At 58.3% G+C, this 24910-nt stretch carries 25 protein-coding genes; 1 reads left to right on the forward strand and 24 read right to left on the reverse strand.

What is annotated here, in order from left to right:
• Window positions 1-10 precede the first annotated feature (10 nt).
• The 17 genes from bcsA to ASF84_RS04790 all read right to left on the reverse strand — a co-directional run bounded on the left by bcsA (window position 11) and on the right by ASF84_RS04790 (window position 15843).
• A complete protein-coding gene (gene bcsA / locus ASF84_RS04715; RefSeq protein WP_056835765.1) occupies window positions 11-2602 on the reverse strand; it encodes a UDP-forming cellulose synthase catalytic subunit in 2592 nt (863 codons plus the stop codon).
• Complete coding sequence (gene bcsQ, locus ASF84_RS04720) at window positions 2599-3339, reverse strand: cellulose biosynthesis protein BcsQ (protein WP_056835767.1); 741 nt, start codon at window positions 3337-3339, stop codon at window positions 2599-2601. Before bcsQ ends, bcsA begins: the two co-directional genes overlap by 4 nt.
• A complete protein-coding gene (gene bcsR, locus ASF84_RS04725; protein WP_056835770.1) occupies window positions 3336-3593 on the reverse strand; it encodes a cellulose biosynthesis protein BcsR in 258 nt (85 codons plus the stop codon). Before bcsR ends, bcsQ begins: the two co-directional genes overlap by 4 nt.
• The gene (bcsG, locus tag ASF84_RS04730; protein ID WP_056835771.1) at window positions 3563-5194 is read right to left on the reverse strand and encodes a cellulose biosynthesis protein BcsG; all 1632 of its coding nucleotides are present in this window, start codon (window positions 5192-5194) and stop codon (window positions 3563-3565) included. The genes bcsR and bcsG overlap by 31 nt, the downstream gene beginning before the upstream one ends.
• A complete protein-coding gene (gene bcsF, locus ASF84_RS04735; protein WP_056835773.1) occupies window positions 5181-5381 on the reverse strand; it encodes a cellulose biosynthesis protein BcsF in 201 nt (66 codons plus the stop codon). Before bcsF ends, bcsG begins: the two co-directional genes overlap by 14 nt.
• Window positions 5378-6919, reverse strand: coding sequence for a cellulose biosynthesis protein BcsE (gene bcsE / locus ASF84_RS04740; protein WP_056835775.1), 1542 nt, complete (start codon window positions 6917-6919; stop codon window positions 5378-5380). The genes bcsF and bcsE overlap by 4 nt, the downstream gene beginning before the upstream one ends.
• A 554-nt stretch (window positions 6920-7473) precedes the next feature.
• Window positions 7474-7890 (reverse strand): type II toxin-antitoxin system tRNA(fMet)-specific endonuclease VapC, encoded by a 417-nt coding sequence (vapC, locus tag ASF84_RS04745; RefSeq protein ID WP_056835776.1) that lies wholly within the window; start codon window positions 7888-7890, stop codon window positions 7474-7476.
• On the reverse strand, window positions 7890-8120 hold the full coding sequence (gene vapB / locus ASF84_RS04750; protein WP_056835778.1) for a type II toxin-antitoxin system VapB family antitoxin: 231 nt from the start codon (window positions 8118-8120) through the stop codon (window positions 7890-7892). Before vapB ends, vapC begins: the two co-directional genes overlap by 1 nt.
• A 258-nt stretch (window positions 8121-8378) precedes the next feature.
• Window positions 8379-9548 carry a murein transglycosylase A gene (mltA, locus tag ASF84_RS04755; protein WP_056835780.1) on the reverse strand — a complete coding sequence of 390 codons (1170 nt, stop codon included), beginning with the start codon at window positions 9546-9548 and terminating at the stop codon, window positions 8379-8381.
• Between the two features lie 586 nt (window positions 9549-10134).
• On the reverse strand, window positions 10135-10422 hold the full coding sequence (locus tag ASF84_RS04760; RefSeq protein ID WP_056835784.1) for a helix-turn-helix domain-containing protein: 288 nt from the start codon (window positions 10420-10422) through the stop codon (window positions 10135-10137).
• Complete coding sequence (locus ASF84_RS04765; RefSeq protein WP_056835787.1) at window positions 10422-10736, reverse strand: hypothetical protein; 315 nt, start codon at window positions 10734-10736, stop codon at window positions 10422-10424. The genes ASF84_RS04760 and ASF84_RS04765 overlap by 1 nt, the downstream gene beginning before the upstream one ends.
• A 97-nt stretch (window positions 10737-10833) precedes the next feature.
• Window positions 10834-12621: a DUF927 domain-containing protein gene (locus ASF84_RS04770; protein WP_056835789.1), complete on the reverse strand. Its 1788-nt coding sequence runs from the start codon at window positions 12619-12621 to the stop codon at window positions 10834-10836.
• The gene (locus ASF84_RS04775; protein WP_056835791.1) at window positions 12608-13486 is read right to left on the reverse strand and encodes a toprim domain-containing protein; all 879 of its coding nucleotides are present in this window, start codon (window positions 13484-13486) and stop codon (window positions 12608-12610) included. Before ASF84_RS04775 ends, ASF84_RS04770 begins: the two co-directional genes overlap by 14 nt.
• Window positions 13483-13914 carry a hypothetical protein gene (locus ASF84_RS04780; RefSeq protein ID WP_056835793.1) on the reverse strand — a complete coding sequence of 144 codons (432 nt, stop codon included), beginning with the start codon at window positions 13912-13914 and terminating at the stop codon, window positions 13483-13485. Before ASF84_RS04780 ends, ASF84_RS04775 begins: the two co-directional genes overlap by 4 nt.
• A complete protein-coding gene (locus ASF84_RS04785) occupies window positions 13911-14195 on the reverse strand; it encodes a hypothetical protein (RefSeq protein WP_056835795.1) in 285 nt (94 codons plus the stop codon). The genes ASF84_RS04780 and ASF84_RS04785 overlap by 4 nt, the downstream gene beginning before the upstream one ends.
• A gap of 95 nt (window positions 14196-14290) precedes the next feature.
• Window positions 14291-14476 carry a hypothetical protein gene (locus tag ASF84_RS28320; protein ID WP_082481335.1) on the reverse strand — a complete coding sequence of 62 codons (186 nt, stop codon included), beginning with the start codon at window positions 14474-14476 and terminating at the stop codon, window positions 14291-14293.
• A gap of 650 nt (window positions 14477-15126) precedes the next feature.
• Window positions 15127-15843 carry a replication initiator protein A gene (locus ASF84_RS04790; protein ID WP_056835797.1) on the reverse strand — a complete coding sequence of 239 codons (717 nt, stop codon included), beginning with the start codon at window positions 15841-15843 and terminating at the stop codon, window positions 15127-15129.
• Window positions 15844-16864: 1021 nt separating this feature from the next.
• Between ASF84_RS04790 and ASF84_RS04795 the strand changes: the two genes are divergently transcribed.
• Complete coding sequence (locus ASF84_RS04795) at window positions 16865-17902, forward strand: replication initiator protein A (protein ID WP_056835798.1); 1038 nt, start codon at window positions 16865-16867, stop codon at window positions 17900-17902.
• Window positions 17903-17959: 57 nt separating this feature from the next.
• Here ASF84_RS04795 and rfbC read toward each other — a convergent pair whose 3' ends face one another.
• From rfbC to ASF84_RS28330, 7 genes are all read right to left on the reverse strand, one after another.
• On the reverse strand, window positions 17960-18508 hold the full coding sequence (rfbC, locus tag ASF84_RS04800; protein WP_056835800.1) for a dTDP-4-dehydrorhamnose 3,5-epimerase: 549 nt from the start codon (window positions 18506-18508) through the stop codon (window positions 17960-17962).
• Window positions 18508-19389 (reverse strand): glucose-1-phosphate thymidylyltransferase RfbA, encoded by an 882-nt coding sequence (gene rfbA / locus ASF84_RS04805; RefSeq protein WP_056835802.1) that lies wholly within the window; start codon window positions 19387-19389, stop codon window positions 18508-18510. The genes rfbC and rfbA overlap by 1 nt, the downstream gene beginning before the upstream one ends.
• An 11-nt stretch (window positions 19390-19400) precedes the next feature.
• Window positions 19401-20306 carry a dTDP-4-dehydrorhamnose reductase gene (gene rfbD, locus ASF84_RS04810; RefSeq protein WP_056835804.1) on the reverse strand — a complete coding sequence of 302 codons (906 nt, stop codon included), beginning with the start codon at window positions 20304-20306 and terminating at the stop codon, window positions 19401-19403.
• Window positions 20303-21403, reverse strand: coding sequence for a dTDP-glucose 4,6-dehydratase (gene rfbB, locus ASF84_RS04815; protein ID WP_056835805.1), 1101 nt, complete (start codon window positions 21401-21403; stop codon window positions 20303-20305). The genes rfbD and rfbB overlap by 4 nt, the downstream gene beginning before the upstream one ends.
• Window positions 21404-21434: 31 nt before the next feature.
• On the reverse strand, window positions 21435-22610 hold the full coding sequence (locus tag ASF84_RS28955) for a hypothetical protein (protein WP_156684149.1): 1176 nt from the start codon (window positions 22608-22610) through the stop codon (window positions 21435-21437).
• 137 nt (window positions 22611-22747) lie between these two features.
• Window positions 22748-23680: a GSCFA domain-containing protein gene (locus ASF84_RS28325; protein ID WP_082481337.1), complete on the reverse strand. Its 933-nt coding sequence runs from the start codon at window positions 23678-23680 to the stop codon at window positions 22748-22750.
• Window positions 23681-23721: 41 nt separating this feature from the next.
• Window positions 23722-24840, reverse strand: coding sequence for a polysaccharide pyruvyl transferase family protein (locus tag ASF84_RS28330; RefSeq protein WP_082481339.1), 1119 nt, complete (start codon window positions 24838-24840; stop codon window positions 23722-23724).
• Window positions 24841-24910: the final 70 nt, after the last annotated feature.

The following is a 24910-nucleotide window of genomic DNA, read 5'->3' on the forward strand; positions in this document are numbered from 1 at the left end:
AAAGAACGACTCATGGGGCAGACACCGATCGGGAAATTGAAGAAGCAGACGTCCTGGCGAACCGTGGCACATAGCTGATCAGCCAGGCGCAGGCACGCACCAGCGGCCGCGCCAGGGTGCGCAGCCAGGACGGCAGGTACTGATAAAGACGGTAATAGCCGGTCGCGCCCAGGCGCAGCACTTCGACGAAGCTGTGCAGCGGGCGGTCGGGGGTGAAGTTTTCGTTCCAGTTCAGCCAGGCATCGGCACGGGCGAAGGTGCACTGCACGTAATCGATCTTCTGCGCCGCCGACAGCTCGTTGAAGGCGATGCCGACCAGGTTGCGGTGGCTGCGGGTCACGACACCGGGGAACAGGAATTCGCGATTGCCGCGCTGCATCATCAGCAACACCCGCTCACCGATCGTGACCGCCAGCCCGGCATCCAGCTCAAGGCCCACGCCGCCATCGGAATAGTCGACCAGCGTGCCGGTGTAAAAGCGCCCATTGGGCAGGCGCAGCGCAGCGGGCAGGCGCGCCAGCACGCGGTGGGCTTCACGCACCTGGCGCACTTCGGCGGCAATCGCCACGGCGGAACCGACGATCAACAGGTTGTAGAACACCCACAGGCAACTGACCAGAATCGTGCCGATCTCATCGGCCGGCCCATACACCAGCCGCCACCCGGCAAAGCCCAGGCCCAGCACGTTGAGCAGCGCCAGCACCAGGTAAGGCCGGGCGATGGCCCAGTCGAACTGGTTTTCGCTCATCAGCCCGCCCTTGGCGGTGACGTTGAACTTGCCCTTGCTGGGATTGAACAGCGCCACGGTGGTCGGCCGGGCGATGTACCAGGCCAGCACCGTTTCATACACCTCGCCCCAGAACGTCAGGCGGTGCTCGCCCTGAATCCGTGAGTTGGTCAGGCTGGCGTGGACCATGTGCGGAATCACATACAGCACGATCATCACCGCCGGGGCGTAGATGATGTAGGCATGAAACAACAGGAACGCCAGCGGCGCGGTGAGAAACACCAGGCGCGGCAGGCCGACCAGAAAGTGCAGCATGGCGTTGGCATAGCAAATGCGCTGGAAGAACGTCAGGCCGCGGCCCAGCAACGGGTTGTCGGTGCGAAAGATCTGCGCCATGCCGCGTGCCCAGCGAATCCGCTGGCCGATGTGCGCCGACAGGCTCTCGGTGGCCAGGCCCGCGGCCTGCGGGATGCGCACATAGGCCGAGTTCCAGCCCCGACGGTGCATGCGCAGCGCGGTGTGGGCATCTTCGGTGACGGTTTCCACGGCAAAGCCGCCGATGTCTTCGATCGCCGCGCGGCGCAACACTGCACACGAGCCGCAGAAGAACGCCGCGTTCCACATGTCGTTGCCGTCCTGCACCAGGCCGTAGAACAACTCGCCTTCGTTAGGGCGCTTGCGGAAGGTGTCCAGGTTGCGCTCGAACGGGTCCGGCGACAGAAAGTGGTGCGGGGTCTGCACCAGCGCCATCTTCGGGTCGCGCAGGAACCAGCCCACGGTCAGTTGCAAGAAAGAACGCACCGGCACATGGTCGCAGTCGAAAATGGCGATCAACTCGCCGGTGAGCTGGCCCAGCGCCCGGTTGAGGTTACCGGCCTTGGCGTGCTTGTTGTCGGTGCGGGTGATGTAGTTGACCCCGGCCTCGGCGGCGAACTGCTTGAACGACTCGCGCTTGCCGTCGTCCAGGATCGAGATGCGCAGCTTGTCGTGCGGCCAGTCGATGCCCAGTGCCGCGTACACGGTGCCGCGCACGATCGACAGGTCTTCGTTGTAGGTCGGAATCAGCAGATCGACCGTCGGCCACAGGTCAGTGTCGCGCGGCAATTGCGCAGGCTGGCGCTGCAGGGGCCAGCAGGTCTGGATATAACCAAGCACCAGCACCAGCCACGAATAGGTCTCGGCCACCAGCAGAATGACGCCCAGCACCAGGTCCACCGGGCTGTCCCAGTTCAGGGTCGCGGTGTAGCGCCACCACAGGTAACGGCACGACACAATCAGCGACAGCATGATCAGCAGCAGGGTCGGAAAGCGCCCCGGCACACGTCGCACCAGCATCGCCACGGCCCACAGCAGGGCCACGAACGCCACTTGCGAAATCAGGCCGAACGGCTCGGTGATGCACATCACCACCAGCAGCACGCCCAGCACGGCACACAGAGTGTTGAGCCACAATTGCTGGCGTCGCCCCAGGGTCGCCCACCACTGGCTACTGCCTTGCATCGAACGGCTCTGGCTGACCTGATCAGGCAAGTTATTGAGAAAATGCGCCAGCCGCGCCCAGAGCCCGCGGTTGAAACGACCAGCCTGGAGCAGCCACGCCGGCATCGGCCGCCGGCGCACTTCGGGCCAGGGCTGGAACAGCATCAGCCACAGGCTTTGCAGCACGATGCGCAGCGGATCACCGGCACCGGGCGCCTTGTCGGCCAGGTGCGGGTACCAGCGCCGGCGCTGTTCGATCAGGCGCTGCCAGACCGGCGACTCCAGGCGCAGGAACACCCAGGCCAGCGCGCTCAGCGTGGCCAGCCACAGCGCGGTAGGCGGATAGCAGTCATGCTGGCGGCGCAAGGCCCGGTAAGGAAACCAGCGCCCGATCATGCGGCCTCCAGTTCGTGGCGCCGGGTCAGGCACCAGGTCGCCAGGCTCAGCGCATCCTGGGCGGCCAGGCTGTCGGGGGCGTACTGACCCGCCGGCTGACGAAAAGCCATGGCCTCGCGCAGGGCCTCATCACTGTGCACGGTCAACGGCAGCAGGCGGTTGCCCGGGCTGTTGCGCCACACCAGTAACAGGTCGCGCTGCAACTGACTGCCCGGATCGAAACGATTGACCAACAACAGGGGCGGCACATGACCGGGCTCCTGCCGGGCCTGCTGCAACAGCGCCAGGCACGCAGGATCCGCTTCGGCCACCCGGATCGGCAGCAGGCACGGTCCCATCGCGGCATGACCCGGCAAGCGCTGCGGCAGGTCGAACAACAGCCAGTCGTATTGCCCGGCCAGGCTGGCCTGGCGCCGGGTCCAGAGCAGCGGGTCAGTCAGCAGGCGCTGCTCGACCACATGGCTCTGGGCCGCGCTCAGGCGGCCATAAGGCAGCAGGTGCAACTGCTCGGTCAGGCGCCAGGCGTGTTCATGCCAGGGCTGGCCATCAAGCATCGCCCGCGCCCAGCCCGACGACTGCTCCAGGGGCAGGTTGAAATGCAGGCGCAGCTGGTTTTCCGGGCACAGGTCAATCATCAACACCCGTTCGCCCAGGCTTTGCAGGGCAAAGCCGAGCGCGGCCAGCAGCGAGGTGGTGCCCACCCCGCCGCGCACGCCGGACAGGCTCAGGACCGTCATAGGCGCGCCTCACGAATAATGGACCGCTCGTCTTGGTCATCAACGGCCTGTTCATCCGGCTCGTCGGCGCGGATCAGCTCGACCAGCAATGGCCAGCGCTTGAGCGCCTGGCTCAGTTCCAGCTGCGCGGAAATATCGACGTAGTGCAGGTCCGCCAGGTTCAGGTCAGCCTTGAGCCTGGCGATGTCGTCGGCACGCTCGTTACGTGTCAGCGCCGCTTTGTTCATTTGAACCGTTGTGGGTAAGGCAGCCATGCGCCCTTCTCCTTGATCCGAACGTAAGGCTTGCCGGCGTAATCGAGCACCACGGTGCCTGAGTTCTCCGACACCATCGGGGTCTGCGGCAGGTTGGCCAGCAACGCCTGCCAGTCCGGCTCCTGGCCTTCGGCCGTGGGGCCGGCGGCGTACAACCGGGCGATGATCTGCGACAGCGCCAGATAACTGCTTGGCGCGCTGACATGGATCGGGCCATTGGCCGGCGGCTTGCCCATGCCCACCAGCTTGATGCCGACCGGCACATGGGTGATCGAGGGGCTGGGAATCTCGCGCATGCCGTCGATCTGCATGCGGTCGCCGTGCAAGGCTGCGCCGTGCTCGGGCACGATCACCACCGCCACGCGCCGGCCGCTCTTTTCCAGTTGCTTGAGAAAAGTGTTCAAGTCGTCGATCAGCGCCTGGGCGCGCGGCTTGTAGTCGGCGCTCCGGGTGCCGCCATCGGCGGTCAGCGCGCGGTTGCCGTCGTGCAGCGTGGTGGTGTTGTAGAACAGCGCCACGCGCGCATCCTGCTGGCCGACGCGGTTGAGCCACCACTTGTCGAGCACCTCGCGGTCGCGCCAGATCGGCGAGCCATCGAAGCCGACCAGTGCCCGTGGCAGGTTGGCGGTGCTGACCTGCGGCGCCGGCAGCGAACCCTGGCTGCGCACCTCATCGATAAAGCCCTCGAACTGGCCGGTGTGGTTGAGCATCACCTGGCTGCTGAAACCCAGCTTGCGCAAGTCGTCCATCAGCAGGCACTGCTCGGCGGCCATGCCGTACAGCTTGCTGTGCGGTTGCTGGCCGCAACTGGCGCGCAACAGGCGAATGGCCGCCGGGCCGCTGTAGGAGGTGGCCGAGTTGAAGTTGTCGAAGACCATGTCCATCTGTTGCAACAGCGGATTGTCGCGCAGGCCCACCGCCTCCAGGTCGTCCCAGGCCATGGAACAGATATTGATCAGCAACAGGTCGAACGGCTGCGCCGCCGAGGTCGACGGCTCGAACTTGACCTGCCGTGCGGCCTCGGTGGTGTAGAACTTCTGCAGGTAGGCTTCCAGCGTCGGGCTGTCGGGCTCGGCATTGCTGACGGCCGCAACGCCCGGAACCGGCGCCACACTTTGCGGCGCCGGCGCCTGCATGGCCAGCAGGCTGGCACTGCCCAGCCAGGCGAAGCCGGCCAGGGTCAGGGTGGTCAGGCGCAGCCACTGGCGCACAAAGAAGTACACCACGGTCAGCACCAGCAACTGGCCGCACAGGTGCCAGTCAATAAACCGCCCGGCCAGCTCCAGCAAATATTCGCTGCTGAAATTCAACACGCCCGGCTGGTCCAGCAAGCGGCTGAACGGCGGCAGCCAGGTGTCCTGATAAAACAGCGCCACGCCCACCGGCACCGCAATCAACGTGCGCAGCCACACCAGGTAACGATGCGGCAACGGCACCAGCAGCACCGCAGCCAGCACCAGGTTCGGCAGCAGTTGCAGGTTCAGGTAGCCGGCCCAGAACAGCGCCAGTTTGACGATGAAATACAGGTTCCACAGGCCCAGCCCCGGCCAGGTCCAGACCGTGGCCGCCGGGACGGCCTTGTCGCGTTCAAGGCTGCTCATGGACATCACTCCCGGTCGCATCGGCAGACTGACGGCGGCGCACGCCACGCGGTTTCAGGTGACGTGGCGGCAAACAGGTCTGCCACCAGCGGGCCAGGCGCTGGCGGACACTGCGCAGCAGCAGGAGCAGCGCCACCGTCAGCAATACACTGACGGCCATGACCTGCAGCAACTGGGCGTAATTCATGAACCGGGCTCCGACAGCGTGAGCGTGATGCGTTGCGGCACAAAGCCGGCCTGATTGATCGACCGGTGCAGGTCGGCGGTCACCTGTTGCAGCGCCTGCTGCGAGAGGTCCTGCATCACCGGCGCCAGCACAAAGGCCTGGCGCGGCAAGGCGTCCACGCCGGGCAGCACGGTGCAGTCACTGAACAGGTCGCGCCACGGCAGGCGGCAGACGTTGCCCAGCGCCGGCTCCAGGCCGTCGCCGCGGCAGGCAAACAGAAACAGGTAGAACTGCCCGTCGACCACGCAGGCGACATCGCCGAAGCGGCGCAGGGTGATCTGGCCCAGGTACTGTTCCAGGTTCAATTCACCGCGAGGCTGTAGCCTGAGCAATTGGTGATCCAGCTCGCCGCCGGCGCCGCCATAGACCTGATCGAGCAGGTCGATGAACGCCTTGGGGTCCAGCAGGCCGCGCTGGGCCGGCGGGCGCAGCCGATCCAGCAGCGACTCGATGTCGGACGCCTGGCGGTGACGCCAGACCTGTCCCTGGACGCTTTCAACCATGCTCAGAAAGCGGGCCAGCGTGGTGTTGCACGGCACGATCAGATTGGCCCCGCTGGCCAGCAGCAGACGTTCATCGCGATACCGCAGGCAAGGCTCCATTTCGCGCACGATGATCTTCAGGGACACACCGCAGTGCTCACGCAGTTCGTGCAACTGGCCGGCCAGCGCCTCCACATCCTTGTTGCTCTCCAGCGCCATGATGACGCTGGCAGCACGCGCACTGCGCGCCTGCTGCAACAGCTCGCTGCGCTGCTCGAACAGCCGCCACTGCCTGGACAAGGGCGGCGCGCCCTCAAGTACCAGACGCTGGGTCAGGTAAATGCGTTGATCGTCGGTGCGCGACTTCGCTGTAGCGCGTTGCGTCTTGTCCAGGGCAAAGCCGCAGGCGCCTTGTTGCAGCTCGAACATTTGTGCGGCACAAACGCCCAGTGGGCTGTGCCAGTAATTCAATTGATAACGAATCGCACCATCCTGGCGATACAACTGCGCCAGCCCGGAAAGTTGCTCGTTAAAGCCCAGCAAACATTGATGGAGTTGTGGCGACTGCCCGCTGCTCAATACCAACAGCGTGGCCTCGAACGACAATAACCACTGGCGCATATGCACGCACCAGCGTTGCAGTTCAAGCGTGTCGAACGTGTCCAGCCAGGCGGCCGGCACCATCAAGACCAACTGGCTGCCCCGGGCCAGGCGGATGCGCTGCAGGTCGACACTCAGGGCCGGCAATACCGCCGTGGCTGCCGCGTCAGCGGCCACGGCAAACAGGCGCAAGACAGAGGGGCCGCTGTCCGCAGCAAGGCGCCCGGCAAGGGCTTCAGGTTCAGTGCCGACACACACCAGCGTCGCCTCATGCTGCGCCGACAAGGCGCCCAGGAACTGACAGGCAAGCATCTGCGCATCCGCTGGCAGATCATGCGCGATCCAGTAGAGGCCTCCCTGGCGCAGTAAAATATGCTCATCCTGCAAATGCCGGATGGCCAAGGTGACAGGCCCCAAACCTTTCTACTCCATGAATACGAATGCACAGACAGGCCTCAACCGCAATGATTGAGCACTGGCCGTAAAACCAGAACGTCGAGAACTTGAACCTGAAGAGAAGACGAGTGGATTAAGCGATTACCCGTGCTATCGGCAAGCGGGCTTATAACTAGAGTGCGCGCATGATACGGAGGATGCTTATCGGCTGACCAGCGTTAAAACAGGCCTGTCATGATTGTGTAATACCGTTCGTCATAAGAGACATAGTGTGGCATCAAACTGCCACTGTCAATATTATGTGATGATTGGTTTTATATTGAGTAGACGTTTAAAAAACGCCAAATTATTGACCTTCTGGCCTTTCGCTGCAGCACTTGTGGGAAAGACCAGCAAGACCCACACACCTGCTGCGTCTGTCACATAGCCATCGCCAGCAGAGCTGCCTCCCACAGTCCGGTGCCAGGCACGAGGTCCTGGGCGACATCAATCCTGTGGAAGGGGCCGGTCGGCGCCCCGATCTGCCCGCGATGGTCATGATTCCAGCCTTTCGCAGGCAGAGAAGTGCAGACCGGCTATGACTCACCCTTGGCTGTCACCCAGTCTTCAATTCGCAAACCCGGTACTCGTTCAAACTCACGAAGATTGTTGGTAACCAGAATCAGCGCTTCAGCACGCGCGTGACCGGCAATCATTTGATCATAAGGTCCGATCGGCGCTCCTGCCTTTGCCAGCTCGGCACGAAGCTGGCCGGTATGCGCAGCTGCATTCACGTCATAGGAGAACACTTCAAGACGGGCCGTGAACCCTTCAACGTCTGCCATATTACGTTCAGGCCTTGAAGACTTTTCTGCGCCGTACATGAGCTCCATCAACGTTATCGTGCTGATGCACATTTGACCGTGGTGCCGCTTGAACAGGTCGCGGACCGACTCAGGGCGGTTCTTGATGGTAAAAATGCAGATATTGGTATCGAGCATGTACTTGATCATTAGAACGACTCGCGTTCCTGATCAGAGGGTTGCTCCCGATGAGTCATGAAATCGCCAGTAACACCCTCCTGATCAAACCAACTGTCCCAGGACTCGCCCGCCGGGGTAATGATTCGTGTCCTGCCAATCGCCACGACATCGACCCGTTTGACATCATCGGGAAGCGCTGCCGCCTTTGGCAAGCGGATTGCCTGGCTACGGTTGCTCTGAAAAACAGCACCTTGCTCCATGGAACACCTCTTGGGATATGTCACTTGTATATCCCATGATAGGCCTTTACATGGCTACAACCAACCTTCTGACAATGACAAAACGTGGCCCTTAAATCCTGTGGGAGTGGGCTCTGCCCCGGGCGGCGATCCGACGATGAGGCCGGCAAGCCCAACACACCTGCTGCGCCTGACACATAGCCATCGCCAGCAAGCCGCCTCCCACAGTCTGGTGCCAGGCACGAGACCTTGGGCGACCTCAATCCTGTGGGAGGGGCTTTACTGCGCCGGCAATGCCGTGCCCTTGGGCCACAGCAGCCACACATTGCCTTTCTGTTTCATGTCGCCGGCCAGGTGCCCGGCGGCGTCACCGGTGCCCCAGAACAGGTCGGCACGCACTTCACCGGCAATTGCCCCGCCGGTATCCTGCGCGGCCACCGGGCGCACCAGCGGCGTGCCATCCGGGCGGGTGGTCGACAGCCACAGCAGGCTGCCCAGCGGAATCACCTTGCGGTCGATGGCCACGCTATAACCGTCGGTCAACGGCACGTTCAGCGAGCCACGCGGACCTTCGTTGCTGTCCGGATTCCGGGTGAAAAACACATAGCTGGGATTACTCGCCAGCAGCTCCGGCACCCGCTGCGGGTTGGCCTTGGCCCAACCGGCGATGGTGCCCATGGTGACCTCTTCTTTCTTCAAGGCCCCCTGCTCCACCAGCCAGCGGCCAATGGCGCGGTACGGATGACCGTTCTGGTCGGCATACGCCAGACGCGCCTGCGAGCCATCCGGCAGGCTCACCCGGCCCGACCCCTGAATCTGCAAGAACTGCAAATCCATCGGGTCGGTCAGCCAGGCAATCACCGGCGCTTGCAGGCCCTGGGCGTTGATGGTCGCGGCATCGTCATAAGGCCTCAGCACCCGCCCATCAAGCCGGCCACGCAAGCGCTTGCCCTTGAGCTCGGGGTACAGGCTGTCGAGGTTGACCACCACCAGGTCCTCGGGAATGCCGTACACCGGCACCGTGGCCTGCTCGGTGCGGGTCAGGCTGCCGGGGTAGACCGGCTCGTAATAACCGGTGATCAAGCCATCGGCGCTGCCGCCCTCAGCACGCAAGCTGTAGACCTGCAGGTTGGCCTGCAAAAAGCTGCGGATCGCCATCGCCTCAGGCGCCGGCGCCAGGCTGGCCGCCGCCGCACAGGGCGCGCCCCACACCGGATCCGCCTTGAGCCGCGTGCAGGCGCTGCGCCATGCACCGAAACCGGCCTGCAGGTCGGCATCCGCCACCGCCGGCAGCTCGTCCCAGCCGGCCTGCCGGTACGTGGTGTGCGGCTCGGCCGGCTTGACCGGTGGCGTGGGCTTGGCGGTGTTATCGGTGTTGTCGCACGCGGCCAGCAACACCAGCGACGAAATGACCAGGGCTTTGCGCCAAGGAGTAAAAAAGACAGGCATCGGCGGGCAGTCCTAACTAAAAAGCGCCCATTGTGGCGGATGTGGCGTGAGGGGCAAGTGATTGTCGGTCAAAGGTAACCATTGGCCAGGCCGTGACCTGTATCGGCTTTTATCGAGGTCTACCCTGCAAGCGTCTGATGCATGCAGAACACACCTGCTGCGCCTGTCCCATCGCCATCGCCAGCAAGCTGCCTTCCACAGCCTGATGCCAGACACGAGACCCTGGGCGACATCAATCCAGTGGGAGGGGGCTCTGCCCGCGATGAGGCCAGCAAGGCCCATACACCTGCTGCGCCTGACACATAGCCATCGCCAGCAAGCCGCCTCCCACAGTCCGGTGTTTTCTCATCGCGTGCTTTCGCCGTTGATAGCCTCCGGATCAATCACATAAAGCCCGGCCGAACCGCCCCCCGGCAGTCAATACTTCTTGGTGTGCCGCTTGCGGTCGCTATCGCGCTTGGCCAGGCCGCCCACGCCTTCCAGCGCCCTGAGGTGCCGGGTACAGCACGCAGCCGGCGCAGGACCCGCTCCACAGCCCCGGTACTGCTCATCGCCCTTCAGGTAACAGGCAGTCCGCTAACCCGGCTCAGCGCAATGCCGCCAACACATGAACCGGATCGTTATGGATGGCTCGCAGCAATGCACGGGCTGGCCCTTCAGGTTCACGGCGACCTTGCTCCCAGTTGCGCAGCGTCCCTACCGCCACATCGATACGTTTAGCGAACGTCACCTGGGAAAGCCCGGTTGCCTGGCGGATCTTTCTGACTTGAAGTGCATTGATGTGAAATTCACGCGATGGCTGACGCTCACCACGATCAATCTCGTCCATCTGCGTCATGCTTTCCACAAGACGATCAAACAGGTTCTTTTCCATCATTTCCACCCTTTGTTGAGGGCTCGAAGCTGAGCCTTCTGTTTGTCGGTCAAGGTATCCATGATTCCTTTCCGGTAGATCAATATCATGCGTATCTGGCTTGCAGAAGTGAGAGCGTAATAAATCACTCGCACTCCACCGCTCTTGCCTTTGCCATGCGCCGCCCAGCGGACCTTCCTCAATCCTCCGGTATCCTCGATGAGAGCGCCGGAGTCCGGATGTTCAGCCAGATGCTGCTGGAGCGACCTGTATTCATCATCATCCAGATGGTCTTTCAAATCTGAGGTAAACACCGGTGTTTCGATGAAGATCATACAACTCCTTTAGTACGCCATTGGCGCATACTGATTCTAGGTCGCCGCTTAATTATGAGCAACCTCACCTTGTGGCACGCCTGCATGACCTGAACACTCAAGCGCTTTGGGTCCCTATGACTTCGGGGTCGACTACATAAAGCCCGGCCGAACCGCCCCCCGGCAGCCGATACTTCTTGGTATGCCGCTTGCGGTCGCTGTCGCGCTTGGCCAGGCCGCCCACGCCTTCCAGCGCCTTGATGATGCGGCTCAACGCATGGCCATTACCCGCCTCGATCAGCGCCGGTTTGTTGAACAGGTACAACCGCCGCTCGCCCGTCACCTCCCAGTAGCCGGCACGGTTATGCACCTTGAGGTCGGTGGTGTCGTGCTTGATGCATGAAAAGCGGCTGCTGCCATGTTTGTCGATGAAGTCCGAGAGGCTGGCGAGGATCTGGCGGTCTTCGGCGTTTCCGCTTCCGATCTGGGCCAGCCATTCGCCATAGAGCAATCGGCAATGATCCAGAGCGCTGCCCGGCGTCCAGGGCAACAGGTGGTAGGCGATTGCCATTTCCGCCGCCAGCGCGATCACGGCGAAGCGATCCGCCACCCGACCGGCCTGGGCGTTGTCTTCGATAAAGCGGGCACGAACACTGGCGAACTCCTGCAGCAACCCGGCCCGATCATCACTGGCCAGCAGACACTCGACGAACGCGGGCCCAAGATGACCATGATGCTTGCTGACGGCCACAGTCAGCGCCCGATGAAAGTCAGCCCCCGCCAGCCCGTGCAGTTCATCGAAGGCGCGGTGCGTGCGGGTGCCGGCGTTGACGTCGACCATGCGCAACTCGGCCCCGGCATGAGCGCTGTTGCCGCTGATGGCCGCATGCATGGACAAGGAACGCTCGCCACTGGACAGCGCCAACAGGCGCCAACTCAATTTGCCCCGCGCTTCACGGTCGCGGGTCATGGTGCCTTTGCCTTGGCCATTGGCGAGGCTGTAAGCCATTTCCTGTATGCGCTTGGGGTCGGCACGCTTGATCTCGTCCAGCGGCAGCATGGTGTCGTTGCGGCTGGAGGCTTCGATTTCCAGCCCGCCCTTGGTCATGTCCCAGGACGCCGCAAACACCCCCGGATCGCCCCAGACCGACGAGCCGATCAACTGCACCAGCGACTTGCCACTGGAGCTGTCGCCCACCAGATGCACGCCGCCACCCAAGACACCCACAAGGCTCAGCAGCGGACCTGCCAAAGCGCAGCCGATGGCCAGTGTCAGCACCGGATTGCCTGCGCATCGGGTAGCGACTTCGACTTGCCATCCATCCAGGCTGCCACGACGGTTGAACAGCACCTGAGTTGCAGGATTGCTTTGATAACGCACCTTGTCGCTGCCAAGGGTAAGGCCAGGCAGTACGAAAGCGCCGGACTCATGCCAGCCCGGTCGGCTTGTGGTCGCGAAGGCTTCGACAGGCCTTTGCTCCAGCAAGTAATCCATAAACTGGCCACGCTTCTTCATGAGAATAATGGCGCCCATGTGGAAGAGTTGCCGTCGAATCTCTTCGCCGCTCCCACCGAACGCCTCCATGGCGATGATCAGCTCCTTGGGTCCATCATCGGTCAGTAGACGCAGCAAGCGCCCATGGCTGCCGTCATCACTGTTGGTAGTACGGGCCACCACCGTCACAGGGGTCGACACCCACTCATCGACGATAGGCAAACTCTGCTCGCAGCCTGATTCCTCGTCGCCAAGCATGCGTTTGTAGCCATGCCAGTACACACCGGGCCGCAGACGCCGGCCCTTTTCATTACTCACCCAATGTTCATACACCGCCCAGCAAGGCCGTTCAGGCGCGATCATCGGCATATCAGAATGCAAGCTGATGAAAGTCTGTTCAGGCACGTCCATGCGCACGCCTCCAGACCACCAGGTCGTTGTAGTCGGTCAGGGTCAGTGGCGCCTCGGCGGGCCAGTCCGGAAAGGCGACCCCTGCGAACGCCGCCACCGCAGCGGCATTGGCCAGGGTGCGGCCCGGGTTGCCCTCGGTCTGTCGATCATCGTCGCCGGCGATGATGATCTGCAGATGGGGATACCGCATCCGCAAGGCCTGCGCCACGGGCTTGAGGTTGCCCGCATTCATCGCCGCGGCCACCGCATAGCCGCTGTGGTGCAACGTGGCCGCCGTGGCCCAGCCTTCGCAGATGCACAGGGGTTTGTCAGGCTTTACCGTGCCCAGCGGCGAATAACTGCGCTGCACCTTGCCGCCACGCAAAAAGCGCTTGCGACCGTCAGCGCCGATACGCTGCAGATTGACCAGATGGCCATACTCGTACAACGGCACCAGCAGTTCATCACCGCGTTGGCGCAGGGTGTAGGCACTGACCTGTTTCGCCACCAGATACGCATGTCCAGGATCGGCAGGCTGCGCCCTGCGCCACCAGTTTCGCGCCAACTCGGCGGCCTGTTTCTGGCCGCGCACACGCTCGACCTCCCGTCGCATGCGCGCCTGCTCGATGTGCTGGCGCACCTGCTCGGTCTCTTGGCGAGTATGCGGTTGCCGGCTGCACCAGGTATGCGTACCGCCAGCCTTCCAGCTGCCGAATGCACCCGACGCAATCGTGTCGACAAACAACACGTACCACCCATTGAGCCGCCCCGGCTTGTCACCCGGCACATGAAAGCGATGGATCTCGCCATCGCCGATCGGCACCCAGTCGAGCACGCCATAGGCCGATTGCAGGGCCTCACGAAACAGCAGGGTCTCGACCTTCATGCCTCACCCCTGGCGATCTGCTCGCGGATTTCGGCGGCCGTCTTGCCTCGGGTTTCTACCTTGGTCTTGAGGGCCTGAATACGGGCGATTTCCTCATCGGTCAGGCCGAGACTGTGCAGGCCATCAATCCATTGCTGGAAGCGCACGGGGGCCGTTTGCCGGGCATTAGGGCCTTGGGCGCGCTGGCACACCGTGCACATGTCTTCAGGAAACGGCTTGCTCAACCAAGTGCCGGGCCGACGGTATTCGTACAAGCCACAGGCGCAACGGCACAGCCATACGGTGCCCTTGCCCGAATGACTGGCACGAGCCCAGGCAATGGCGGTCATCTTGCCGCGCTGTTTACCGGTGTGGTCGCTGGCCTGCGCCGGACGCGGTGACAGTCTGGGCAGATGATCGAGGGTGAGGCGTTTCGAAGAGACGTTCATGCCTGCCTCCATTGAGTGGCAATACCCAGCAAGGCCCGGCACACCCACCCATTGTTAACGGCATGCCCGCGAATGAAATCGTCAACCGCAAAGACCTGACGGGCCTCGACAGCAGCGCCAGCGCTGCGAATAACAACCCGTGCGCATTCGGCATCCGCACGGGTCAGGAACGGTCCAAGCAACGGCTTGGCGACCTTGGGATGAACGATAAAAAACAGTTCGGTGGCTTTTTTCAGGCAAGCCGATCCTGTTGGCGCCAGTGCGCCGTTTTGATTTTTCATGAATGTTCCGCCGGCCCTGTGGCCCTGGAATTCAGATCACTATCGCAGCCACCCGCCAGGGTGACCGCGATCCCGTTTTGCTCAGGGGCAGCCGGTCAGGTCGAGACGACGCAATCCGGGCATGGCTGAGTCCCCTCGGCCTGTTCAAAGGCGCGAGCGCGGGCCATGTGGCGGTTGTAGCGGGCCAGGCGTGTAGCAAGGGATGAATCGGCGTGCAGTGCACTCAGGGCCATGCGGCGATGAGCAAAAGCACGGATTCTGGACGGACTATGGGTAGGCATTGATGTAGCTCCTTCGTCAGATAGAGCTGCTGGCTTCACTTCCACATGAAGGGTGGCAGCTGTGCGAAGGTGTGGAAGACCGGTGACAAAGGAAACCGGCAGGCCGAAGCCTCCAACGCACAGCCGCCATAGCACGAAACCTCAGACGCAAAAAAAGCGCTCTCAGTCGTGGTCTGGGCGCTGTTGCGCCTCTGTCTATTCGGGCTTCCACACCCGGCCATGGGATTTACCATGGCTTGGCGGAAACCATACCGGGCATCACCATGACGTGCAACCGGGCCAGCCGTATTCAGGCTGTCTGAAAACGTGCCTGCAGGTGTAGGGCTGTTCGTGTTGAGTCGGAGCTTCGCCAATTGTACCCAACAAAATCGTGACGGGAATGACGAACACATGCCAATCCCCCCGTAAACATTGGCTTTTCCTTGCATTCCCAATGTTCCCGCCGTTTTGAAATCACAGGCACATTTCATGAGAAGGATCTCTGAGGTCAGAACGTCCAGATCTGAAAGCATCATTCACAGGAACCTGAACGCCACAGGAACAGTCAGAACGCTGCGAACAATCAGTAAATACGGGGCTTTGCGGCGTACCCACGTAATAAAAAAAACAGGAACAGGTGTGAACACAAACACCTTTCTGACTATAAGCGCTTACGACCTCCTGCCCATCGTCCCCACAACATCCCTGTACATCTGGTCAGCCACCTGGATCTCCAGGCACAGGATGTCTTTGGTCTGCGGGCAACGCGTCACCCTGAACGCCTTGATCAGGCTCGCATGAAGCACAACCGTCTGCGGCACCCGCTTGCTCATAAACTTGCGCTCAGTCTTCAGAAACGTCGTGCTCAGGCGCTGCAAGGCGTTGCTCAGCGCGTTGTCGGCGTAATCGCCGTGGTTCTGGCGGTAAAGGTCCAGCACGGCCTCCAGAGGCATCACCACAGTCTGCGCGGGCCGCACGCTGCCGTCCTTGCGATACGCCCTTGTTGCCTCGGTCAAGCATGAGCGCGCCAGTTTCACGATGGCGTAGTCCTCGACCAGGGCCATGCCATGAAACCCGGCCGACAGCTCAAGGTAACCATCATTCAGCGTGAACCGGATCGGCGTGGTAAGGCCCAGAGGCGCCCTGGACAGAAACCTCTCGGCCAGGTACTCCATCGGCGGATGGTAATTGGCGCCCATGACGTAAGTGATCGGCACGCCGTCGATGTCATCGTCGTAGAGCAACGGCTCGTGCAACCAATACCCGGCTTCCACGGGCTGCAGCGGCTGATGGCCAGCCGGGCGCTCGGTCGGCTCGTACGGCACAGTCGGGTCCATCGGCAAGGGGTGTCTCAGGTAAAGCGGGCGAAGTCGCTCGTCGGTCGGCATGGCAAAGCTTCCATCGTGAAAAACATGCCAGCAAGAACGGGCAGCGCACGATGGTAGGCGCTTGTACGGTAAGAAAAAATCAGAGCGCGGCAACGCGTGTTGCAGGACGTGTGTGTGAATTACGGGATATTTCTTACTGGAGCGTGTAGGAGATTACCCGCCCTGCCCAGTGGGAGGGGGCTCTGCCGGAATGCCGGCAAAGCCAAGCAGCGCAAGCGATGGGTAATTTACGCAAAGCCGTCTCAAGGACCGACCGAAACCCCGTATTTGCAGGCCTTCGGAAGACCGTGGGGGTTATGAAGCGGGTGAAAGCATGGGGGAAGGCGTAAATCACCCATCCGTAGGGCTGCGAAAACACGGCGTTGGTGGCTGATGCAGCGGCCTGCAGGGCGGTGTGTAAAGTACATGAAATGTGCGGTCGAAACGCTGAAAGCCCTGTAAATGCGGGGGCCAAGCGCCTGATGGATGTAGCAAGAACCAGCAAAACAGCCCTTTTTATGTACTTTACACACCCGCCCGGTACGGCTTTTTCAGACACGGCCTCGCCAAGGATGACGTGCACTCGCCAGCAGGCCCTGAGTCAGCGTCCCGGCCTGCGTTTTTTCCCTGCTCAGCAGTTTTAAGAGTTTTTAAACAGTTTTATATAGTTTTGGGCTATGTGAATAACTCGCTTCAGGCCTTACAGATCAAGGGGTTGAGCCTGTTTATAAGCCTGTGGGTGAGTGTGTGAATTACGGTAAGTCGTGTGTGAATTACGGAAAACCGTGCGTGAATTACGGCCTTCGGTGTGTGAATTACGGTTTTTAACCGAGGGTGGCTCTCCCGTGTCTGAATTACGGTTTTCAGCGGTGTTTGCGCCCATGCAAGCCTTTAAAACCTGGGCCAGGCAGCCTCAAAGTGTGTCTTTTCCGTAATTCACACACACCTCCAGAAATGACCTCGCTGTTTTACCTCGGCGCCAAACCTCCTATCATCCCAAGCGCCGTAATTCAGCGGCGGCCACTTTGTGACGGATTCACGCATGCCGACCAGCCGCAACGCCAAGCGCATCGAAGACATCAAATCCAGAAAAGTGAAGGACGATGCACTGGAAAGCACGATGCCCGTGGCAAAGCAGGCCAAGAGGCTGGCGGCACCTGTAGCAACGATCCCTGAAGCAGATGAAACGGCTCCACCTGCCGCCAGGAAGTCGCGGAAAAAAGCTACACAGCTGCAGCCAGATGACTACTGCCCCATGATCTATGAAGCAAGTTGCCGGGATAGTCGGCTGGTCATGGACGTGGCTATATTTCGCTTATCGAAGAACATCAAGCGCGCGAATACCACCATTACCTACCACTTGCCCGACGGGTTTGTACGAGTGGTTTCAGGGCCGCTGGGCATGGCATCCGTCTATGACTACGATCTCGTCCTCATGGCCGCATCGCACCTGACCGAGGCCATGAATCGTTTTCGAGAAGGCAAGGGCAAGAAGCCCGGGCAGATTTTCAGGCCTACCATCAAAGATGTGCTGACGTTCTGCGGCAAGGAGGACGGTGGGCATCAGAGAGCAGCTGTCATCGGGGCGCTGGATCGCCTGAGCACGACCCAAGTCAAAATCGAGCGTGTGCGTAACGTGAAGGGTACATCCAAGCTCATCACCGAAGGTGAGAACCTGATAGGCCCGTTCAAGGTCATCAGCCACGCGAAAACCAAAACGATCGAGAGCCTGGCATTCCGGATAGCTGACTGGATGTATGAAGAGATCACCAATGGGCATCAACCAGACGTGCTGGCGGTCAATCCGAACTATTTTCAGCTCGAAAGCGGTGTGGCACGCTTTCTTTACCGCCTGGCCCGTAAAACGGCCGGCAAAAACTCTGCATGCTGGAGCTTCGGATTACTTTACGAACGCAGTGGCAGCGAAAGCCCGCGCAACGGGTTCAATCGCATGCTGCGCACCCTGATCAGAAAAAATCAGATGCCTGACTATGTATTGGCCGAAGAGCAAGGCAGGGATGATGCACTGCTGCGCATGGTGCATCGCTCGCAAGCGGAGCAGTGGAAGGCAGACGACTGAATGAGTCTGCGTTAAAACCGGAGCGCGCTAAAAGCACGCTCCGCCTTTTCAGACCGATCAGTCGAACAAGTCTGCACCCTTCAACGCCACACCCAACTGGTCCTTGCCCGACAGCTGCGGCGTACAGTCCAGTGGCCATTCGATCCCGATTTCCGGATCATTCCAGGCAATGCAGCGCTCGCATTCTGTCGAATAGAAATCAGTAGTCTTGTATAGAAACTCGGCCGTGTCGCTCAGGGTGATGAACCCATGGGCAAAGCCTGGCGGAATCCACAACTGGTTGTTGTTCTGCGCCGACAGCAGCGCGCCCACCCATTTGCCGAACGTAGGCGACGAGCGGCGAATGTCCACCGCCACGTCAAACACCTCGCCCTGCACCACACGCACCAGTTTGCCTTGCGCATGCGGGTTCAACTGATAGTGCAGGCCGCGCAGCACGCCTTTCACCGAGCGCGAGTGGTTGTCCTGGACGAAGTCCGGCTCAAGCCCTGTGGCGTCCTTGAAGGCGCGTGCGTTGAAGCTCTCGTAGAAAAAACCACGCTCGTCACCGAATACCTTGGGGGTAAACAGCACGACTTCAGCGATGGCCAGAGGAGTGGCTTGCATCAAAACACCTTTTCTTTGAGCAGGTTCTTCAGGTATTGGCCGTAGCCGTTCTTGAGCAGCGGCTGCGCCAGGCGCTCCACTTGTTCGGCATCGATCCAGCCGGCACGGAAGCAGATCTCTTCAGGGCAAGCGACTTTCAGGCCCTGACGGCGCTCCAGTGTGGCGATGTACTGACCGGCTTCGAGCAGGCTGTCGTGGGTACCGGTGTCGAGCCAGGCATAGCCACGGCCCATGATCTCGACGTTCAGTTGCTTCTGCTCGAGGTACAGGATGTTCAGGTCGGTGATTTCCAGCTCGCCGCGGGGCGAAGGCTTCAGATCACGTGCCAGGTCGACGACCTGGTTGTCGTAGAAATACAGGCCGGTAACGGCATAGCTGGATTTCGGCGCCTTGGGTTTTTCTTCCAGCGACAGTACACGGCCGCTGTCGTCGAACTCGGCCACGCCATAACGTTCAGGGTCGGTAACGTGGTACGCGAATACCGACGCGCCGGACTCACGCTTGTCGGCATTGAGCAGCAACGACTGGAAGTCATGGCCGTAGAAAATGTTGTCGCCCAGCACCAGGGCCGACGGATCGTTGCCGATAAAGTCGGCACCGATGGTAAACGCCTGTGCCAGGCCGTCCGGTGTTGGCTGCACTGCATAGCTCAGGTTCAGTCCCCACTGGCTACCGTCGCCCAGCAGTTGCTGAAAGCGCGGGGTGTCTTGCGGCGTGGAAATGATCAGGATGTCGCGGATACCGGCCAGCAACAAGGTGCTGAGCGGGTAGTAGATCATCGGCTTGTCGTACACCGGCAGCAGTTGCTTGGACACTGCCAGGGTGGCCGGGTGCAGGCGAGTGCCTGAACCGCCAGCCAGAATGATGCCTTTACGAGCCATTGAGTCAGTCCTTATTGCTGGGTTTCGTCCAGCATACGTTGTACGCCCTGTTGCCAGAGCGGCATCTTCAGTTGAAAAGTGGTTTCGAGTTTACCCAATGCCAGGCGCGAATTGCGCGGGCGTGGGGCCGGTACCGGGTATTGTTCGGTACTGATCGCGCCAACCTGATCGGGGGCAACCTTCAACACCACGCCATTACGCTCGGCATGCTCCAGCACAAAGCGGGCAAAGCCGTGCCAGGAGGTCTCACCGGCTGCCGCGAGGTGATAGACACCGCTCAGGGCTGCTGCGTTCTGGGCAGCGAAAATCTGCCGCAGAATGTGGGTGGTCACATCGGCAATCAGCTCGGCACCGGTCGGGGCACCGAACTGGTCGGCCACCACATTCAGCGTGTCGCGTTCCTTGGCCAGGCGCAGCATGGTCTTGGCAAAGTTATGACCGCGTGCGGCGTACACCCAGCTGGTGCGCAGCACGATGGCCTTGGCACCACTGGCGGCAATCGCCTGCTCGCCAGCCAGCTTGCTGCGACCATAGGACGACAGCGGGCCGGTCGGTGCGTCGACTTCCCAGCGCTGCTCGCCGCTGCCGTCGAACACGTAGTCGGTGGAGTAATGCACCAGCCAGGCGCCCAGCGCCGCGGCCTCGCGGGCCAGCACGCCCGGGGCCTGGCCGTTGATCACATCGGCCAGTTCCGTTTCGGTCTCGGCCTTGTCCACGGCGGTGTAGGCCGCTGCGTTGATGATCACGTCTGGCGCGATCTTGCGCACCGTGGCGGCCAACCCTTCCAGGTCAGCCAGGTCGCCACATAGGCCTTCGCCGCCCTGACGGTCCAGCGCAATCACGTCACCCAGCGGCGCCAGGGCACGCTGCAGTTCCCAGCCCACCTGGCCATTTTTGCCGAGCAAGAGGATTTTCACGCTGGCGTGACCTCGTATTGCTTCTGGACCCAGTCACGGTAGCTGCCATCCATGACGCCAGTAACCCATTCCTGGTTAGCCAGGTACCACTCCACGGTCTTGCGGATACCGGTGTCGAAGGTTTCTGCCGGCTTCCAGCCCAGCTCGCGCTCGATCTTGCGGGCATCGATGGCATAACGACGGTCGTGGCCGGGGCGATCGGTGACGTAGGTGATCAGCTCGGCATAGCCTTGTACCGGCTCGCCGGTCTTCTGGTTGATGACTTTGCGGGCAGTGGCCGGCGCCATTTCATCGAGCAGCGCGCAGAGGGTGCGCACGATGTCGATGTTGGCCTTTTCGTTCCAGCCACCGATGTTGTAGGTCTCGCCCAGGGTGCCGGCTTCCAGCACACGGCGGATGCCCGAGCAGTGATCTTCGACATACAGCCAGTCGCGGATCTGCTGGCCGTCACCATAGACAGGCAGCGCCTTGCCGGCCAGTGCGTTGACGATCATCAACGGGATCAACTTCTCGGGGAAGTGGAACGGACCGTAGTTGTTCGAGCAGTTGGTGGTCAGCACCGGCATGCCGTAGGTGTGGTGGTAAGAACGTACCAGGTGGTCACTGGCCGCCTTGCTTGCCGAGTAAGGGCTGTTGGGCGCGTAGGGCGTGGTTTCAGTGAATGCCGGATCGGTCGCGCTGAGCGTGCCATACACCTCGTCGGTGGACACGTGCAGGAAGCGGAACGCCGCTTTCTCTTCGCCTTGCAGGCCATTCCAGTGCGCGCGAGCCGCTTCCAGCAGGCGGAAAGTGCCCATCACGTTGGTTTCGACGAAAGCTTCGGGGCCAGTGATGGAGCGGTCGACGTGCGATTCGGCGGCAAAATGAACCACGGCACGTGGCTTGTGCTCGGCGAACAGCCTGGCCAGCAGGTCGGCGTCGCCGATATTGCCCTGCACGAAATGGTGCTGCTCGTTGCCTTCCAGCGACTGCAAATTGGCCAGGTTGCCGGCGTAGGTCAGGGCATCGAGGTTGATGACCGGCTCACCGTTGCGAGCGCACCACTGGAGAACGAAGTTTGAGCCGATGAAGCCGGCTCCGCCTGTGACTAGGATCATGCAATACCTATAAATAGTTATTAATTGAATATTAATTAATGCTGACCGGCACCCTGACCAAGTCTCGGTCAAGCGTTAAGCGACACCCATCTGATAAGTTGAATCGGGTATAGTAGAGGTAAGCACTATTGCCTACGGTACCAAAATTAGGATCTGTAGAATCCTCGTCTATTATCGATGGGTAGGCTGCTGAAACTTGAGGTTTGCGACAAGTATCCGATTTTTTTACGGATATTATTGTGATGGGTTTGCTCCAGTCAAATAGGTTTTCAGACCAAGAATAGTTAAAGCTAACCTCCATACCATGATCTATGCTTTTGTCTTTTTTGACATCTTCAAATACAGCAATGTATTTTTTACTTGCCTCGTGCCACACAAGGCTTCTTATTTTGTAAGGCAAGGATTCAATAACCTTACATTGGCTCTGACTACTATCTAAAGACTTATTAGGCGAAGTGGCAAATTGTTGATTGAAATCTTTTCCATCCCATGCACGCCAAGAAGAAGCATCATTTAGATCAGATGTACGAGCAAGGCAATTACCTTTGGGCTGATCTTTGTTTTTACCCGAATAAAAAAACGAATAGTAGTATTGGTCTTTTTTGAATATGTTTGAAGTTGTAAAAAACCCGGATGGCTCTTTTGAATCAGTAGAAAAATAATTAGGCGATCGGGCTACGATATGTTTAGGAGGTTGAGCAGTAATAAAGCTCCTACCCCCGTCATCAGAACGCGCTAAGACTATCGAGCTCCACCAGCAGCCTTTGTTTCTTGCATTTTCATCAGGGCACTTATTAAACCAAGATGCATGGTAGTCAGAGCTGCCTAGGCTATAAACAGTTTTGCCATTATTTTCGGTATAAAATGACTGAAGCCATATCCGAGCATTATAACGTTCTGGGTCAGGATCCATGGATGCAGTAAAGATATTGCTGCATACAGGCTTAACTTTTTTTAATGAGGCCCCTACTAACGGCACATTAACATAGTGAGTTGCGTAAAGATAAACCTGCCCATCTGCTGACTTGAAAGCACGAGCGGGGGAGTCTGGAATGTTTTCATCGGAGCATTTATCTTGACTCCAATCAAATACGGTTTCTTCTGTATCATTTGTGACAGAAATTCGAACACCAGTGTCTTTTGCTTGTGCTAATCCTGAAGAAGAAAGTAATAATAGAAAAAAAGAAAGCTTAAATGAAGTAGGCATGGCGCGCACCCTAGAAATACAAAGTTAATCTCTCAAGAATTGAAGCCTTGCAATTTGCAAAATAAAACTTAAATCAAGACATTTCAAGTGAAGGCATGATGAAACTTAAAAGCATCACCATGCTTTCTATAAACCAATTAACTGAAGTAAACTGATTTGAATTGAGCTATGACGTTACTTACAGGCTCAGACTTAACATGAATACCATCCTCCAGAAAAGTCTTGCATCGTTCTGAGTTCATGATAATTTCGTAACTTGGGAAATAGTCTACATATTCAAAATTTTCAGCCAGCGCTGAAGCAACAGTACGCAATGTTGATTTTGACAATTGATTGGCAACAACAACACTTTTATCTGTGAAAGTTGCGCTTAGCGGTACTGGAGATACAGTTAGGATGATTTTACACTTGGGCGAAAGATCGTGAATAATCTCTAGTGATCTTTTTACTAAAGACAGGCACTCATTGTAACCCAGCAACTCAAACTCAAAGTCTTCAATACTACGTCTTAAGCTGACGTGGGAAGGCGTGCGATTTATATAGGTGTTTTGAGGTTTATACAACCAAGACTCATTGTATCCAAGTGTAATTATAACAACATCTGCTTGAGGGAGTTTTTTATAAGTAGCGACTAATCCGTCTCGGATACTATTTACTGCATCGAGTTCCAACGGGGCTAAACCAGACGTTAATAAGTCAAAGTATTTATCGTTCGATCCGAAAATTGAGTGGTGCGTATTCTCGGCAGAGCAAAGGCTTACTGCTTCCAGTACAGAGCCTGGTGTGTAAACATTTTGGTAGCCTGTGCGAGCGTCGCCTCCTATTTCGTAATATTCTCCTGGCAATGGCGGAACACTGCTGAGTATAGATACTCCACTATTTCTTAAAGCATTTTCAATGTTTCTTGCAAAACAAGATCCGATAGTGAAAAAATTCCCCTTGGCAGGAAGCTTGAATTTCCCAGTATGAGGAACCGTTGGGTAATCAGGAAGGTCCTTTGCCCAGGATTGCATTAACCTATTAGGATTGCATTTAGCAATTTCAAACGCTTCTTTACCAGACAGCTTCATAGTTCTTCCTCACAGTAAGATATATGTCGCTTAGCATCTAGCTAGCGAATAGAAACCCCATTGTTTGCAAAAAACATTTTGTATTGTTCTGCAATGGTTTCACGATTTTTATCAAATGCTTTTCCGTCAAACTCAGAAAGCGTTTTTAAATCATTAAGGGTTATACCATCTTTGATCTGATCAGCCATAACGTACGGTATTTTACTTTTTTCGCACAGCTCTCGAATTCTTGAATCATGAGCGATGCAAAGACCAGGAACACCTGCTTGGATAGCAAGCATAACGCCATGAATCCGTGCTCCAACTATAAAATCAAATCGTTTTAAATATTCCATCCAAGCAGGAATATTGTAAAACGATATAAAATACTTCCTGATCCATTGTGTAAACTGAGCGTCATCAAGATTTAATTTTAGATAAGATTTAAGCTTTGAAATGTAAGCTGGATTAACTAGATCGAAATCATTTCGCGACAAAGCTACTGCTTCATCAGTGGCTTGTACAATGTACATGCCGTGTGTATCTTCCATAATCCTAACAAGCGATGCTTCAATAGCACTAAGCGCTTTCCAGTTAGGATGACCTGATGCAATGGCAACTTTTTGATAGTTAGACTTATAGCGCTCTTCTAATTGCTCACCCAAGTTCCTAGACTTATTTATTAAAAGGGAAGGGCAGCCCATCGAAATAGCTTTATCACCGAATCCGTAATGCTCCATAACCTTAAGAGTATAGTCGCCCCTTACTGTAATGTTAGGCTTATCAGATGCAGCTCGAGCAACTAATTCCTCAAGCCAAGATAGTGTACCTTGAGGAAGAACCGGTATATCGTCATGGCCCACGCCACCTTGTGCGCCTAAACCAATGGCCAACATATTAGTTTTCAAATTTTTAAATGTGTTAGCTAGCCCCCCCATATTCATATGGCTGCCTAGCTGATTCGCACAAGGCATAATGCCAATGTCGCCCATGAGGTTAATTTGCTCTGCACTTGAGCTCCAAGAAACTGTACGAGGAACCGTATTTATTAAACGATTGATCGCATAGTGAAATGCAAGATTACCAGTATTATGACCAACAAGATTGTACAGTTCCTTTGTACCAATGCTTGCAGAAGCAGGAATCGACTCATTAAGACCAAATGTAAATATTTTTTTCATACTAACTCCATGTTGATAGTTAGAGCGCTAATGCCTGATAATTTTAGTATGAGTAACACAGGAAAAGGCT

Origin of the sequence: Pseudomonas sp. Leaf127, from assembly GCF_001423155.1 — a bacterium.
GTDB classification, from domain to species: Bacteria; Pseudomonadota; Gammaproteobacteria; order Pseudomonadales; family Pseudomonadaceae; genus Aquipseudomonas; species Aquipseudomonas ovata.

Bases quoted from the DNA above. Each gene is read 5' to 3' on its own strand.
- ASF84_RS28330 (WP_082481339.1), bottom strand. From the start codon at position 24,840: ATGAAAAAAATATTTACATTTGGTCTTAATGAGTCGATTCCTGCTTCT.
- ASF84_RS04790 (WP_056835797.1), bottom strand. From the start codon at position 15,843: ATGCCGACCGACGAGCGACTTCGCCCGCTTTACCTGAGACACCCCTTG.
- rfbB (WP_056835805.1), bottom strand. From the start codon at position 21,403: ATGATCCTAGTCACAGGCGGAGCCGGCTTCATCGGCTCAAACTTCGTT.
- bcsG (WP_056835771.1), bottom strand. From the start codon at position 5,194: ATGAGCAGCCTTGAACGCGACAAGGCCGTCCCGGCGGCCACGGTCTGG.
- bcsR (WP_056835770.1), bottom strand. From the start codon at position 3,593: ATGGCTGCCTTACCCACAACGGTTCAAATGAACAAAGCGGCGCTGACA.
- ASF84_RS04785 (WP_056835795.1), bottom strand. From the start codon at position 14,195: ATGAAAAATCAAAACGGCGCACTGGCGCCAACAGGATCGGCTTGCCTG.
- ASF84_RS04795 (WP_056835798.1), top strand. From the start codon at position 16,865: ATGCCGACCAGCCGCAACGCCAAGCGCATCGAAGACATCAAATCCAGA.
- ASF84_RS28955 (WP_156684149.1), bottom strand. From the start codon at position 22,610: ATGCCTACTTCATTTAAGCTTTCTTTTTTTCTATTATTACTTTCTTCT.
- vapC (WP_056835776.1), bottom strand. From the start codon at position 7,890: ATGATCAAGTACATGCTCGATACCAATATCTGCATTTTTACCATCAAG.
- vapB (WP_056835778.1), bottom strand. From the start codon at position 8,120: ATGGAGCAAGGTGCTGTTTTTCAGAGCAACCGTAGCCAGGCAATCCGC.
- mltA (WP_056835780.1), bottom strand. From the start codon at position 9,548: ATGCCTGTCTTTTTTACTCCTTGGCGCAAAGCCCTGGTCATTTCGTCG.
- ASF84_RS04770 (WP_056835789.1), bottom strand. From the start codon at position 12,621: ATGGACGTGCCTGAACAGACTTTCATCAGCTTGCATTCTGATATGCCG.
- ASF84_RS28320 (WP_082481335.1), bottom strand. From the start codon at position 14,476: ATGCCTACCCATAGTCCGTCCAGAATCCGTGCTTTTGCTCATCGCCGC.
- ASF84_RS04760 (WP_056835784.1), bottom strand. From the start codon at position 10,422: ATGGAAAAGAACCTGTTTGATCGTCTTGTGGAAAGCATGACGCAGATG.
- ASF84_RS04765 (WP_056835787.1), bottom strand. From the start codon at position 10,736: ATGATCTTCATCGAAACACCGGTGTTTACCTCAGATTTGAAAGACCAT.
- ASF84_RS04780 (WP_056835793.1), bottom strand. From the start codon at position 13,914: ATGAACGTCTCTTCGAAACGCCTCACCCTCGATCATCTGCCCAGACTG.
- bcsF (WP_056835773.1), bottom strand. From the start codon at position 5,381: ATGAATTACGCCCAGTTGCTGCAGGTCATGGCCGTCAGTGTATTGCTG.
- bcsA (WP_056835765.1), bottom strand. From the start codon at position 2,602: ATGATCGGGCGCTGGTTTCCTTACCGGGCCTTGCGCCGCCAGCATGAC.
- bcsQ (WP_056835767.1), bottom strand. From the start codon at position 3,339: ATGACGGTCCTGAGCCTGTCCGGCGTGCGCGGCGGGGTGGGCACCACC.
- ASF84_RS28325 (WP_082481337.1), bottom strand. From the start codon at position 23,680: ATGAAGCTGTCTGGTAAAGAAGCGTTTGAAATTGCTAAATGCAATCCT.
- rfbA (WP_056835802.1), bottom strand. From the start codon at position 19,389: ATGGCTCGTAAAGGCATCATTCTGGCTGGCGGTTCAGGCACTCGCCTG.
- ASF84_RS04775 (WP_056835791.1), bottom strand. From the start codon at position 13,486: ATGAAGGTCGAGACCCTGCTGTTTCGTGAGGCCCTGCAATCGGCCTAT.
- rfbC (WP_056835800.1), bottom strand. From the start codon at position 18,508: ATGCAAGCCACTCCTCTGGCCATCGCTGAAGTCGTGCTGTTTACCCCC.